Genomic DNA, 12798 nt, shown 5'->3' with positions numbered 1-12798 from the left:
CTGGCCCGTTCAGGGCACTCTCGGCTTTGGTTTTGGGCTTTGTACTTGTTTTGGCACATGCCGTCGCGGCCAACGCCAAGATGCCCGAAAGCTTTGCGGATCTGGCGGATCAAGTAAGTCCTGCGGTTGTTAACATCACCACATCCACAACGGTGGCGGATGTTGATCAAGGACCGCGCCCTATTGTACCCGAAGGGTCGCCTTTGGAAGACTTCTTCAAGGATTTCCTTGATCGCCAGCAAGAGGGGCAGCGCTCGCGCCGGTCTTCCGCCTTGGGGTCGGGTTTTGTGATCTCTGAGGACGGCTATATCGTCACGAATAACCACGTGATTGATAAGGCAGATGAAATTGAGATCGAGTTCTTCTCGGGTGAAAAGCTGGATGCCAAACTGATCGGCACCGACCCGAAGACCGACATTGCATTGCTGAAAGTCGAAAGCGACAAGCCGCTGCCATTTGTGTCCTTTGGCGACAGTGACGCCGCGCGGGTAGGCGATTGGGTCGTGGCGGTTGGCAACCCGTTGGGGCAGGGGTTTTCCGTGTCTGCGGGTATTGTGTCGCAACGTGGCCGCGCCTTGTCGGGCACCTATGATGACTTCATCCAGACGGATGCTGCGATCAACCGCGGAAACTCCGGCGGGCCTTTGTTCAACGTTTCTGGCGATGTGATTGGGGTGAACACGGCCATTTTGTCGCCCTCAGGTGGCTCGATCGGGATTGGCTTTTCCATGGCGTCCAACGTGGTGACCAAAGTTGTGGATCAATTGAAGGAATTTGGCGAAACCCGTCGCGGTTGGTTGGGTGTACGCATCCAAGACGTAACCGAAGATGTGGCCGAGGCGCTTGAACTGGCGGATGCCAAAGGCGCGCTGGTGACAGATGTTCCTGATGGTCCTGGTAAGGATTCCGGCATTAAGGCGGGCGATGTGATCACCGTTTTTGACGGCAATGACGTGAAAGATACACGTGAACTTGTGCGCTTGGTCGGAAACACCCAAGTGGGGAAAGCGGTCCGCGTCGTGGTTATCCGTGAGGGTAAATCCGAGACGTTGAAAGTGACCTTGGGTCGCCGTGAAGAAGCCGAAGCCACCGCTGTTCCAGTTGTATTGGACAAGGCCGAGGTTGAGGAAAGCAAGATCATGGGCATGACCGTTGCGGTCCTGACCGACGAGTTGCGTGAGCAATTGGGGCTGGATGCTGGGCTTGACGGATTGGTGGTCAAAGATGTCTCGGAAGACAGTGACGCCTTTGAAAAAGGCCTGCGCGCCGGTGACTTGATCGTGGAAGCTGGTCAGAAAAAGATCGCGTCTGTGGATGATCTGGAGGCTCGCATTGCGGAGGCAAAGGACGCAGGGCGAAAGTCTTTCTTGATGCTGATCCGCCGCGAAGGTGACCCCCGCTTTGTGGCGCTTAGCCTCGAAGAATAATCATTGCTTCAATAGTTTAAGGAAAGGGCGCTTTGTTTGAGCGCCCTTTTTTGTTTGCCTGAAAGGGGCAAGGTTTGCTAGCTGTGGCGACATTGAAAAAATGTATTGGAAATGCAAATGAAGGCCGTCCGACGTCCGATGTTTTGGTTCAGCTTAGCCATGTGGTTGTTGTCTATTGTGATCGCAGGGCTGCTGATACAATTGGGCGGGCTGATCATGTCCGACGTCCCGACTGCCGGAAAGCGAATATCGCAGAGCGACTTTGTCGATAACGTCAAACTAGAGGCCATCGACGCGCGGATCGACACCCTCGAGGCCACGTTGCTCGTCAATAAGAACGACATTGAAGATGCGCGTGTTCGACTAAAGTCACGGTCTTTGGACTACAACACCCAGTTGATCAATTTTCGAAGCTGGATTGCGACGCGAACTGCCACGGAAGCGGATGATCAGAACTCTGAAGTCATCAAGCGCAGCCATGAGATCGAGGCGCTGAAACTTGAGGAACGCAAAGCCGAGCGCGACATCGAACGCTTAGAGCAAAAAGGCGTAGAGCCGCGCCGCACCTTGGCGGCTCTTCGCCAAGACAGGCGCCAGGTCATAGATGCCGCGCGGCCTATATATGAAAAAGCCCGCAAATTCGAAGTGTTGAAGGTTTTCATGCTTCGGCTCGCGCTGACTTTGCCGTTGCTTTTGATATCCGCGTGGATGATCGCCAAGAAGCGTAGCTCGCATTATTGGCCGATCTATCGAAGCTTCATTTTGTTCTCTCTCTTTGCGTTCTTCGTCGAATTGGTGCCCTATCTGCCCTCTTATGGCGGCTATGTCAGATACATCGTCGGCATTGCCATGGCCTTGTTGTTTGCGCATTTTTCGATCAAGGCGATGATGCGTTATCAAAGCAACAAGAAGACCGAAGAGCAAAAGCCCGAGACCGAAAAACGCAAGCTGATCGAATATGAAACGGCGGTGAAAAAGATTTCGGACGGGGTCTGCCCCAGCTGCGACCGCCGGTTTGTCACCAAGGCCGTAAGAAAGTCGGAGAAGCCACCGATGGCTGACGTCGACTATTGCGTCCATTGCGGGTTTTGCCTGTTTAGCAAATGTACCAACTGCGGCACGCGCGAGAACTCGTTTTACAACTTTTGCGGCACCTGCGGTGATCCCTCCAAAGGCAGCTCGAACGACGCGCAGGCTTAGTTAGTTGCCACACAGCGGGCAACCGTATCAACCACCGTTTGGCGAACTTCACCCGGACGGGGCGCGTCTTGCAGGGTCGACAGCCAGTTGTCTTGAGGGGCTGTTACCGTTGGCCAAGCCTGAATATGTGCGGTGATGTCGTCTTCGACGTCTCGCGGGATTGACGTGTCAGGATCGCGATCGTTCAAGACGCACCAAATGCCCGTCCAGCATCGCACAACCGCCCAAGGGTTATACCCCCCGCCACCTGTCACCCAGATGCGCGGGGCGCGGTTGCGCAACTGCTTGATGGTGTCGAAATAGGCCAAATTTGACAAAGCGAGGTCCATCATCGTGTCGGCCTCAAGTGCATCTGCTCCGGCTTGGATCACGATGGCGTCTGGGGCAAAGCGGTCCAGCAAGGGCAGCAAGCCCTCCTGAACCACATGCGCCATTTCGCTATCGTTGAACCCTGCGGGCACGGGAAGGTTATAGACATTGAACTTCGGGTCGCTCTCAATGCCGCTATGGGGCCAGCAGTTCTGTTGATGAACCGAGACGGTCATGACGTTCGGGTTGAAGGCAAAGGCGTCCTCGACGGCATTGCCGTGATGCGCATCCAGATCGATGTAGGCGACGCGTTTTGAGGAGGTTTCAGTGAGGGCCATTATCCCAAGCACAAGGTCGTTGAAGTAGCCAAAACCACTGGCGCGGGCGGGCTGCGAATGATGCGCGCCACCCAGCGGGCTGTGGACGACGCCGCCATCGCGCAACAGCGCTGCGGCTTTGAGTGCTGCACCACAGGCCGCCGAGGCGCGATGGATAACGCTGGGAAAAATAGGGTTGTCGCTGCTGCCCAGCCCGAACTTCAAGCGAATAGCATCGGGGACCATTTGTTGCGTCTCGGCGTCAAAGGCGGCGTCAACATAGTTCGGGTCATGAAAGGCCTTTATCCGGCGTGAGCTGGTTTGGGGGCTTTCCACATATTGGGCCGGATCATACCACGGCAGGCGCCGGATAAGCGCCAAGGTCGGGGCAGTTTTGGGCCAAGCCAAAGGATGGCGTGTCCCCTTGCCAGTGCGCTCGTAGATGGAGTTTCCTAGGAGGATCGGGGTGTTGGCCACAATGGTCCTTTCCTGCGCGCTCCGGGCAAAGGGTTACCCTTCGGAGGTGTCGCGTTCGACCTCAACCGCGATCAACCCCAGTTGCTGGGCGGCGCTTTGGCTCAGCACTGCGCTATCTAGGCCTTGCGGTGTTTGGAACTCCTGAACCGCGCGCAGAGTGCGCTGATCCATCAGGCCGTTGATGTCCCCACGGTAGAGACCGCGGGCCGCCAAAGCGCGTTGCAAGGTGGCCACGAATTCGGGCGTCATATCCGCGTCGCATGTGCGCGTAAACCAGCGGCCGTCGCCTTCGTTGAACGTTTGCGGACGGGTGACTTCGCGGTAAATTGCTGGTGATATTTCCTCGCCGTTCGGCCCGAATTGGGCAGGGGTGGCGATGACGATATCCGACACGATCTGGGTGATCTGCGGCCCTGGAATATGCCCCCAGCAAACGCCCGGCAGCTCAGAGGGAGGCTTCATATCCACCGCTGTAATATGGGTCGGAGTGATCAGCTTGGTGACGTCGGGGCCAACAGACACCGGTGAACAGCCCGTCAAAACGGCAAGCGTCACGGCAGCGGCGAGGCTGCGTTTGTTGATCATTTGGGACATGTCTGCTCGGACCCTATGTGATGCGGTCTAGAGCCGCGTTGCCGGTAAACTAGCTTATGGCACCGCCTGCGCCAAGAGAGCCAGATGCGCTGAAATGCGAGTGCGGCATTCGCGCAGCACGACCAACAGCCAAAGGGGCTGGCAAAAGCGGACGGCTTGCACTACATGCGTTTTAGACCAATTGCTAAGACAGGGATGCCCAGAGATGGCCAAAATCACTTATATCGAGCACAGCGGCAAAGAGCATGTTGTAGACGTTGCCAACGGTTTGACCGTTATGGAAGGCGCGCGCGACAACAATATCCCCGGCATCGAGGCCGACTGCGGTGGCGCATGTGCATGCTCGACCTGTCACGTTTACGTGGATGAGGCTTGGGTGGCCAAGGTTCCAGCGAAAGAGGCGATGGAAGAAGACATGTTGGATTTCGCCTATGAGCCAGACGCCGAAAAATCGCGCCTGACGTGCCAGTTGAAGGTCACTGATGCGCTGGATGGCCTTGTCGTTCGCATGCCAGAGAAGCAGATTTGATCAGGGCGCGGCGTCTCGCGTCGCGCAGTCTGCGCGGTTTCATGCGCCGCGCAGGGCTGGCCGCGTGCTTGATTGCAGGCGGGACGGCCGCCGCGCTCGCCGACACAATTGTCGAGGCACATTACGCTGACCCCACCTCCCGCTACGCCCATGGTATCCTAGGGGATGCCATTGAGTGGGGCACGCTTGAGCTTGTGGTGGAGGATTGGGCGCATAAAACCAAGGTGAGAATCAAGCTGCCAAAGGACCGCGTCTTTGAGGACGTGGCCCCGCGTTTGGCCGACGTTGACGGGGACGGTCAGCCTGAAGTGGTGGTGGTTGAAACTCAGGTTCACACCGGCGCCCAGTTGGCGGTGTATGATGAAACCGGCAAAATTGCCTCGACCCCTCACATCGGGCGGTCCAACCGTTGGCTGGCCCCGATTGGCGTCGCTGATCTGGATGGCGACGGCTTGGTGGAGCTGGCCTATATCGATCGCCCGCATTTGGCCAAGACCCTACGCATTTGGCGCTACCGCGACGGTGCGCTTGAGCATGTGGTGGATCAGGCAGGCTTGACCAATCACCGCATTGGCGAGGTCGACATAGGCGGCGGGCTGCGCATTTGCGATGACACCAAAGAGCTGATTACCGCTTCGGCAAACTGGAGCCGCGTGATCGCGACCCGCCTTGAGGACGGTAAATTGGTGATGCGGGATGTCGGTCCACATAAAGGCCGCGCCTCTTTGAACGCGGCCCTTGAGTGCCGCTAAAGCGCGCGCCAGCCAATGTCTGAACGGTTAAAGCCTTCCGGCCAGTCGATATCTGACACCATTGCATAGGCACGGTCGCGGGCTTCCGACAGGGACGCCCCGCGCGCAGTGACGCTGAGCACGCGTCCGCCGACGGCGGTGATCGTCGCGCCTTCTGCTTTGGTTCCGGCGTGAAACACCATATTGGCGCTGTCTTCGGGTAGGGCTTCAAGCCCACGAATGACGGAACCCTTTTCATATGCAGCCGGATACCCGTTTGACGCCATCACAATCGTGATGGCATGGTCATCCGCCCAGTTGACACTCACGTCTGCCAAACGTTCTTCGGCACAGGCGAGCATCAGGTCGAGGGCTTGCGCACCCAGACGGATCATCAACACCTGACACTCAGGGTCGCCAAAGCGGCAATTGTATTCGACCAGCCGTGGCTGCCCGTCTTTGATCATAAAGCCCGCGTAAAGCACACCTTGATAGGGGGTGCCGCGTTTTGCCATCTCGTCGATGGTGGGCTGCACGATTTCCTTGATGGCTTTGGCTGCGATGTCGTCCGACAAAACAGGGGCAGGGGAATAGGCCCCCATGCCGCCGGTGTTGGGGCCTTTGTCGCCGTCATAGGCGCGCTTGTGGTCTTGGGCGGTGCCAATCGGCAAAACGGTCTTGCCGTCTGACAGGATGAAGTAGGAGGCTTCCTCGCCTTCCATGAACTCTTCGATCACCACTTCTGCACCTGCCGCACCAAATGCGCCGCCAAGCATGTCATCCAAAGCGTCTAGGGCCTCTTGCAGCTCCATTGCCACAACGACGCCTTTCCCCGCGGCCAGACCGTCAGCCTTGATCACAATCGGCGCGCCTTGCTCCTTAACATAGGCCTTTGCGGCTTCAAGATCGGTGAAATGCGCGTAACCTGCGGTGGGTGCATTGGCCGCGTCGCAGATTTCCTTGGTGAAGCTTTTGGAGGCCTCCAACCGTGCTGCAGCCGCCGAAGGGCCAAAGCACAAGATGCCCGCAGAGCGCAGGGCGTCCGCAACGCCCGCGGCCAACGGGTCTTCCGGCCCGATGATGACGAAATCAATCGACTGGCTTTGGGCAAAGTCGACGACAGCATCAGGGCTCATGATGTTGAGTGCGGCACATTCTGCCACGCCGGCGATGCCCGCGTTTCCTGGGGCCACGATCAGGCGATCACATTTCGGATTTTGCTTCACGGCCCATGCCAAAGCGTGTTCACGTCCGCCGCTTCCAAGGATCAAAATGTTCATCGTCGCTTCCCCTCTGGTTTCGGGCGTTCTAAGCTGCGCGGGCAGGCATCACAAGAGCTACGACATGGACCTTCTCGAAGACGATCAACCGGGCCGCAACGAGCCGGAATTTACAGTCACCGAAATTGCGGGTGCGGTGAAGCGTACCATCGAGGGGCAATTTGGTCGCGTGCGCATCAAAGGCGAGGTTGGCCGCGTGATGATTGCGCGATCCGGCCATGTGTATCTGGACCTCAAAGATGACCGTGCGGTGCTGGCCTCGATCATCTGGAAAGGGCAGGCCGCCAAAATGGCCATTCGGCCCGAGGAGGGGATGGAGGTCGTAGCCATCGGCAAGCTGACCACCTTCCCCGGACAATCAAAATACCAAATGGTGATCGAAGAAATCCGCCCCGCAGGTGTCGGCGCGCTGATGGCCATGCTGGAAAAGCGCAAGGCTCTGTTGGAAAGCGAGGGGCTGTTCGACGCATCGCGCAAGAAGCGCATTCCGTATTTGCCAGAGATCATCGGCGTTGTGACTTCGCCGCAAGGCGCGGTTATTCGCGATATTTTGCACCGCTTGCGCGACCGTTTCCCGCGCAAGGTCTTGATTTGGCCGGTGGCCGTGCAAGGCGAGGCTTGTGCGCCACAAGTGACTGCTGCAATCAACGGCTTCAACGCGCTGACGTCAGGCGGGGCCCTTCCGCGTCCCGACCTGATCATCGTTGCACGCGGCGGCGGCTCGATTGAAGATCTATGGGGGTTTAACGAGGAAGCGGTGGCCCGTGCGGCGGCGGCCTCGGACATTCCGCTGATCTCGGCGGTGGGGCATGAAACCGACACCACGTTGATTGACTATGTATCCGATTTGCGCGCGCCCACGCCGACGGCGGCGGCAGAGCATGCGGTGCCCGTAAGGTTGGAACTGCTGGCGGCGGTCGACAGCTATGGGGCGCGTATGGCGCAAGCCCTCACCGGTATGGTTGGCGCCCGCAAGCAGCGCTTGGCCGATGTGTCACGCGCGTTGCCCCGTCGCGAGGAATTGACGCAAGTGGCGCGTCAACGTTTCGATATTGCAGGCGGGCGTTTGGACGCGTCGCTTAAGGCAGGGGCCGCGGCAAAACGGCTGGCGTTTGAAAAAGCCGTCTCACCGCTGCGCCCTTCAATCCTTGCGCGTCAAACCGACCGGATGAAAGCCCGTCTAAACCAAGCAAGCGACAAGCTGGCAGTGGCGTTGGACCGTCGGGCAGAACGATCCCGTGCGCAGTTTGACCGCGTGGCCGCCGGATTAAGCCCCAACGGGCTTAGCCGCGACCTAACCCTACAACGCGACCGTCTTGCACGGGCCACCCGTGCAGCATCGCAAGCCGGACAGGGGCAGGTGCTCAACTGGCGTTCGAACATGGAAAAGCTGGACCGTTTGCGCGAAACGCTGGGATATCAAGCGACCTTGCAGCGAGGGTATGCGGTGGTTTGGGATGGCGATAAGGTCGTCACTGACAGCAAGGCCGCCAAGAAAGCCGCCGCCTTGGAGGTTCAGTTCAAAGATGCCCGTATCCCTGTCGGCGCGGCCGCAAAACCCGCCCCCAAGCCAAAGCCGCCGAAATCAGGCCAAGCCAGCCTGTTTGACGATTAACCTTCTATCCCTACTTGTGGACCCTACCTGCAGAATGCCGCACGAGCGGAAGTCCCCAGCTGGCGCGTTCTCATTCAATCACCCGATAGCTGACGCCCACTTCAGGTCCCGGGCAGGCGAGGGGGCTTTTGCTTTTTCCCGCCGCAACCAGATCGTTTTCAGGAACATCCCCGACAACCCGCGCGGATTGGCGGCCGTTGTCATCGAAGAAATACCAGCACAAAGGGCTGGGTTGGCCGTCATATAGGAAGCAAATCTGGTCGCTCTTCGCGCTCCAAGAACCGCGCTGGCATCTACCGTCAAGGAAGCTCCAGATGACCTTGCGATCTTCGAGATATTGCTCCGCGCCATAGGGCGCACCGTGGCGGTTGAAAAATATGGTCGACCCTTTGGTAAAAGCCTCGAATTGGGCCGCTGTCATCGGGGTTTCCGCATGGGCGGGAAGTGCAAGGCAGATAAGGAGGGCAAGATATTTCATTGGCCCAAAATGGGTGCAAAGCGGCGACGGGTCAAGCCACCCTCCACGCCTGCGCATGCGGGTTCATCACCTTTTTCCACAGCTTTGGGTAAAGCGCGATACACGCCATAACGGGCAAGGAATGCGGCAGCATGGGGGCCTCCCCGCGTGCGGGGATCTCTAGGTTCGTGAAATGCTTGGACGGATGCGCATGGTGATCGGAATGGCGCGGGGCATTCAGCATCCAAAGGGAGGACAACCAATGCGGCGCGTTCCAAGAATGCTGGACGCCTACGGGCTCATATGTTCCATCTGCTAGCTGCGCGCGCTCCAGCCCGTAATGCTGCACATAGTCCGACAACATCAGTTGCGTCTGCGCAAAAATGGCCAAGAGCACATAGATCAACACGCCGTATGGCCCCGCAATGAACAGGGCAAGCAGCAGCATCAGCACGGCTCCGCTGACATAGAGAAAATAGGGGTTTTTCATGTCCCACCGGCCAATGCCAAGAGGCGCCAAGCGTTTTTCTTCAGCGCTGAGCCCTGCCTTGAAACTCCCCACCCACGCACGTTGCATAAAGCGGTAGATACTCTCGTTCAGGCGCGAGGTGTTTGGGTCGTTTGGCGTGCCCACATGAGTGTGATGCACCAGCGGATGCGCCGATACATGGTGTCCGAACAACAGCGAAATATAAACCCATTTGCCCGCCCGACGCAGACCGCGGGCATTCCTGTGGATCAATTCATGAGCGTTGGAATTGCTGACTTGTCCCATGAACAATCCAGTGGCCACGAATAAGCCTACCGCTTCTATCCAAAACAAACGCGGGCCGTGACCCGACAAGGCCCAAACCATCAAAATCAGCAAAAAGAAGTGAATGCCCACAAGCATTAAGGACAACAGATCAGCCTCTTCGTCCTCTGCCGCCTCACCGTCACGGGTCAAGGCGGGGATGAATTCATCCACGCCAGCGACAAACAAGGTGATGTAGAACAACGCGATCCACACGGCCCACCCCCCGAAAAACGCACCTGCAATCAAGAAGGGAAGAGGCAGCAATGTGGCAAGGGTGAAGGCGAGAAAAGAACGGGGCATCGGTGTTTATTCCAAATCGGTAGAGCTGTGATGTTTCCTAAATAATACGAATGTGCCCAAATCATGGAAGAGCTGTAAATAAATCCGGCTCAGGCTGCGCAGGAACGCTCATTGAGGTCGTTTTTGCGTATTCTTGACGACGCGTCTCGGCATAGGTTCTCCACAAGCAAGATCGGGAGAGCATCATGGCGCTAGATGAACGCAAAGGCGTTTGGAAATCGGGCAAGGGGCGGGGACGAAAGTTCACCAAAGGCCGTCAATATGAAGACGATGCTTTGGCTGTGGTGCAGTCGCTGCTGGGGGATCGGCCACGTCGCCGTGATCTGTTGATTGAATTTCTGCATCTCATACAAGACGAATTCGGCCATTTGTCCGCCGCCAATCTGCGTGCGCTGGCCGAAGAAATGCGCCTGTCCATGGCCGAAGTCTACGAGGTCGCTAGCTTCTATGCCCATTTCGATGTGGTCAAAGAGGAAGAGACCCCGCCGCCTGCGTTGACGATCCGTGTGTGCGACTCACTATCGTGCGAATTGGCAGGGGCGCAGGCGTTGAAGGCCGCGCTGGAAGACGGGATGGATGCCACACAGGTACGGGTGTTGCGCGCGCCTTGCATGGGGCGTTGTGACACCGCGCCGGTGCTTGAGCTGGGGCATAATCATGTGGATCATGCGACGGTCGCCAAGGTCGAATCGGCGATTGCCGCAGATGATACGCACGCCAAAATTCCTGATTATGAAACCTTTGAAGATTACAACAAAACAGGCGGTTACGCGGCTTTGTTGACGATTCGAAGCGGGGGAAATTGGGAAGACGTGCAGACGTTGCTCAAAGAATCCGGTTTGCGCGGGCTCGGGGGCGCGGGCTTCCCGTCTGGCACCAAATGGGGCTTTGTGCGCGGCAATGCCGGTCCACGTTATTTGGCCGTCAATGGCGACGAAGGCGAGCCTGGTACATTCAAAGACCGCTACTACCTAGAACGCACCCCGCATCTTTTCCTTGAGGGTATGTTGATCGCCGCTTGGGCTGTGGAGGCGGATCGCTGCTACATCTATATGCGTGATGAATATCCGGCGGTTCTGGAAATTCTGTGTCGCGAAATTGCAGCTATTGAGGCGGCAGGTTTGGCGCCCGAAGGCTATATCGAGCTGCGTCGCGGGGCGGGGGCATATATCTGCGGTGAAGAAAGCGCGATGATCGAATCGATCGAAGGCAAGCGCGGGTTGCCGCGTCACCGTCCGCCCTATGTGGCGCAGGTCGGGCTATTTGGGCAGCCGACATTGGTGCATAACGTCGAAACATTGCATTGGATTGCGCGCATCTGCCGTGAAGGGCCGGATGTTCTGAACGCCACCGAAAAGAATGGCCGCACAGGGTTGCGCAGCTATTCGGTGTCTGGGCGTGTTGCCAAGCCAGGCGTGCATTTGCTGCCCGCGGGGTCAACCATCACCGATATCATCGACGCCGCTGGCGGGATGCTGGAGGGGCATGTGTTCAAGGCCTACCAGCCGGGCGGCCCGTCATCCGGCTTGCTGCCTGCGCATATCAATGATGTGCCGCTGGATTTTGACACGTTGCAACCTTTGGGCACCTTCATCGGCTCGGCGGCTGTGGTTGTCCTGTCGGATCAGGATTCCGCCAAAGAGGCCGCGCTGAATATGCTGCGTTTCTTTGAGGATGAATCATGCGGCCAATGCACCCCGTGTCGCGTCGGGTGCGAGAAAGCGGTGAAGCTGATGGAGCGCGATAGCTGGGATCAACCCCTGCTGGAAGAGCTGTGCACAGCGATGGGCGACGCCTCAATTTGTGGTTTGGGTCAGGCCGCGCCGAACCCGATCCGCATGGTGATGAAGCACTTCAAAGACGAAGTGTAAGCTGCTCTAATTATTCTTATAAACTGCGCAAGAGCATCCGCTTTTGCGCAGTTTATTGCACAAAGATTGCGCCGATTTTCGGCTGTTGCGACTGATGCGGGCCATGTACCAACCCTTTAGCTTTGCCACGCGGTGTTTCTTGTAAATCACATCCAGTTTTTCGTTTGCAACAGTTGCGCGGCAGTTGGCCGTGCGCAGCTTAAATTGCCTGCGGGCGCCGGATTTGGTCCGGTCCGCCGCCATTTGCACCCCCCAAGGTTTGTAGCGCGGCACTTTTCGCAATGGTGTGAGCTGTCGCTTCTTGGCCAAAGCATAGCAGGCGTTGCGAAAGCTATCGGTTTTCGACAAGTGCATATCATGTGTCTTAGGTTTGCCATCGCGCCAAGCATCGGCCTCCAATCCGGTGATGATCGGCACGTAGTTTTCTGTCTCCGAGGCCAGCCCCTTGCCTTGCAAAAACCCTTCGGCGCGGGCCTCGCCGCCGTTGTAGCCGATCGCCGCCATGCCCTCGTTCCCGTAGCGTTTAACCATTTCCGCCAGATATTGAGCGGAGTGATCAATCGCATCGGCAGGGTTGAACGGGTCTTTGAGGCCGCGCTTGGTCGCGGTAGAGCGGATGAATTGCGCGATACCCATGGCGTTGGCATGCGACAGTGCATTGGGGTTGAACCGGCTTTCCTGCCACAGCAGACGCGTGAAGAAATGCGGGTTTAACCCATGCGTCGCGGAGGTGGTTTCGATCAACTGGCACAGGTCATGAACGAAATGCGCGTCTCGAATGCATTGCACATGCCCCCATTTCCCCGTGGTGCACATCGGGTCGGGGGGCGCGGCCACAGCGGGGGCCGACATCAGCAATAGGGCGAATAACCATCTCATGGGCGCAGACCTAACC

The 12798-nt window shown here is 57.8% G+C and carries 12 protein-coding genes; 6 read left to right on the top strand and 6 right to left on the bottom strand.

All coding sequences use genetic code 11. The features are described 5' to 3' along the window. Positions 1-80: 80 nt before the first annotated feature. Positions 81-1427 carry a DegQ family serine endoprotease gene (locus Q0746_RS02705; RefSeq protein WP_298258029.1) on the top strand — a complete coding sequence of 449 codons (1347 nt, stop codon included), beginning with the start codon at positions 81-83 and terminating at the stop codon, positions 1425-1427. A 117-nt stretch (positions 1428-1544) separates the two neighbouring features. Continuing rightward, on the top strand, positions 1545-2627 hold the full coding sequence (locus Q0746_RS02700; protein ID WP_298256940.1) for a zinc ribbon domain-containing protein: 1083 nt from the start codon (positions 1545-1547) through the stop codon (positions 2625-2627). Here Q0746_RS02700 and Q0746_RS02695 read toward each other — a convergent pair. Both Q0746_RS02695 and Q0746_RS02690 read right to left on the bottom strand, forming a co-directional pair. After that, positions 2624-3730, bottom strand: coding sequence for an acetoin utilization protein AcuC (locus Q0746_RS02695; protein WP_298256938.1), 1107 nt, complete (start codon positions 3728-3730; stop codon positions 2624-2626). The genes Q0746_RS02700 and Q0746_RS02695 overlap by 4 nt on opposite strands. A gap of 33 nt (positions 3731-3763) precedes the next feature. Then, the gene (locus tag Q0746_RS02690; RefSeq protein ID WP_298256936.1) at positions 3764-4324 is read right to left on the bottom strand and encodes a peptidoglycan-binding domain-containing protein; all 561 of its coding nucleotides are present in this window, start codon (positions 4322-4324) and stop codon (positions 3764-3766) included. A 205-nt stretch (positions 4325-4529) separates the two neighbouring features. Between Q0746_RS02690 and Q0746_RS02685 the strand changes: the two genes are divergently transcribed. Further along, complete coding sequence (locus Q0746_RS02685; RefSeq protein ID WP_298256935.1) at positions 4530-4853, top strand: 2Fe-2S iron-sulfur cluster-binding protein; 324 nt, start codon at positions 4530-4532, stop codon at positions 4851-4853. Next, positions 4850-5605, top strand: coding sequence for a VCBS repeat-containing protein (locus Q0746_RS02680; protein ID WP_363322727.1), 756 nt, complete (start codon positions 4850-4852; stop codon positions 5603-5605). The genes Q0746_RS02685 and Q0746_RS02680 overlap by 4 nt, the downstream gene beginning before the upstream one ends. On the opposite strand, the gene purD is transcribed toward Q0746_RS02680, so the two are convergent. Beyond that, complete coding sequence (gene purD, locus Q0746_RS02675; RefSeq protein ID WP_298256933.1) at positions 5602-6864, bottom strand: phosphoribosylamine--glycine ligase; 1263 nt, start codon at positions 6862-6864, stop codon at positions 5602-5604. The two genes, Q0746_RS02680 and purD, sit on opposite strands and share 4 nt — an antisense overlap. 64 nt (positions 6865-6928) lie before the next feature. On the opposite strand from purD, the gene xseA reads away from it, so the two are divergent. Then, a complete protein-coding gene (xseA, locus tag Q0746_RS02670; RefSeq protein WP_298256931.1) occupies positions 6929-8479 on the top strand; it encodes an exodeoxyribonuclease VII large subunit in 1551 nt (516 codons plus the stop codon). A gap of 70 nt (positions 8480-8549) precedes the next feature. On the opposite strand, the gene Q0746_RS02665 is transcribed toward xseA, so the two are convergent. Next, positions 8550-8900 carry a hypothetical protein gene (locus Q0746_RS02665; RefSeq protein WP_298256929.1) on the bottom strand — a complete coding sequence of 117 codons (351 nt, stop codon included), beginning with the start codon at positions 8898-8900 and terminating at the stop codon, positions 8550-8552. Positions 8901-8988: 88 nt separating this feature from the next. Beyond that, on the bottom strand, positions 8989-10032 hold the full coding sequence (locus Q0746_RS02660) for an alkane 1-monooxygenase (protein WP_298256927.1): 1044 nt from the start codon (positions 10030-10032) through the stop codon (positions 8989-8991). Positions 10033-10217: 185 nt separating this feature from the next. Between Q0746_RS02660 and Q0746_RS02655 the strand changes: the two genes are divergently transcribed. Then, positions 10218-11903, top strand: a complete 1686-nt coding sequence (locus Q0746_RS02655; RefSeq protein WP_298256925.1) for an NAD(P)H-dependent oxidoreductase subunit E — start codon at positions 10218-10220, stop codon at positions 11901-11903. Between the two features lie 6 nt (positions 11904-11909). On the opposite strand, the gene Q0746_RS02650 is transcribed toward Q0746_RS02655, so the two are convergent. Continuing rightward, complete coding sequence (locus Q0746_RS02650; protein WP_298256923.1) at positions 11910-12782, bottom strand: lytic transglycosylase domain-containing protein; 873 nt, start codon at positions 12780-12782, stop codon at positions 11910-11912. Positions 12783-12798 lie beyond the last annotated feature (16 nt).

The sequence above is a fragment of the uncultured Litoreibacter sp. genome, assembly GCF_947487515.1.
Taxonomy (GTDB): domain Bacteria; phylum Pseudomonadota; class Alphaproteobacteria; order Rhodobacterales; family Rhodobacteraceae; genus Litoreibacter.
The sequence above is the reverse complement of the archived record's forward strand: the minus strand, read 5'-3'. Positions and strand labels throughout refer to the sequence as shown.

Coding starts and splice junctions, on each gene's coding strand:
- Q0746_RS02705 (WP_298258029.1), top strand. CDS start 81: ATGCCCGAAAGCTTTGCGGATCTGGCGGATCAAGTAAGTCCTGCGGTT.
- Q0746_RS02650 (WP_298256923.1), bottom strand. CDS start 12,782: ATGAGATGGTTATTCGCCCTATTGCTGATGTCGGCCCCCGCTGTGGCC.
- Q0746_RS02685 (WP_298256935.1), top strand. CDS start 4,530: ATGGCCAAAATCACTTATATCGAGCACAGCGGCAAAGAGCATGTTGTA.
- Q0746_RS02660 (WP_298256927.1), bottom strand. CDS start 10,032: ATGCCCCGTTCTTTTCTCGCCTTCACCCTTGCCACATTGCTGCCTCTT.
- Q0746_RS02665 (WP_298256929.1), bottom strand. CDS start 8,900: ATGACAGCGGCCCAATTCGAGGCTTTTACCAAAGGGTCGACCATATTT.
- xseA (WP_298256931.1), top strand. CDS start 6,929: ATGGACCTTCTCGAAGACGATCAACCGGGCCGCAACGAGCCGGAATTT.
- Q0746_RS02690 (WP_298256936.1), bottom strand. CDS start 4,324: ATGTCCCAAATGATCAACAAACGCAGCCTCGCCGCTGCCGTGACGCTT.
- Q0746_RS02700 (WP_298256940.1), top strand. CDS start 1,545: ATGAAGGCCGTCCGACGTCCGATGTTTTGGTTCAGCTTAGCCATGTGG.
- Q0746_RS02655 (WP_298256925.1), top strand. CDS start 10,218: ATGGCGCTAGATGAACGCAAAGGCGTTTGGAAATCGGGCAAGGGGCGG.
- purD (WP_298256933.1), bottom strand. CDS start 6,864: ATGAACATTTTGATCCTTGGAAGCGGCGGACGTGAACACGCTTTGGCA.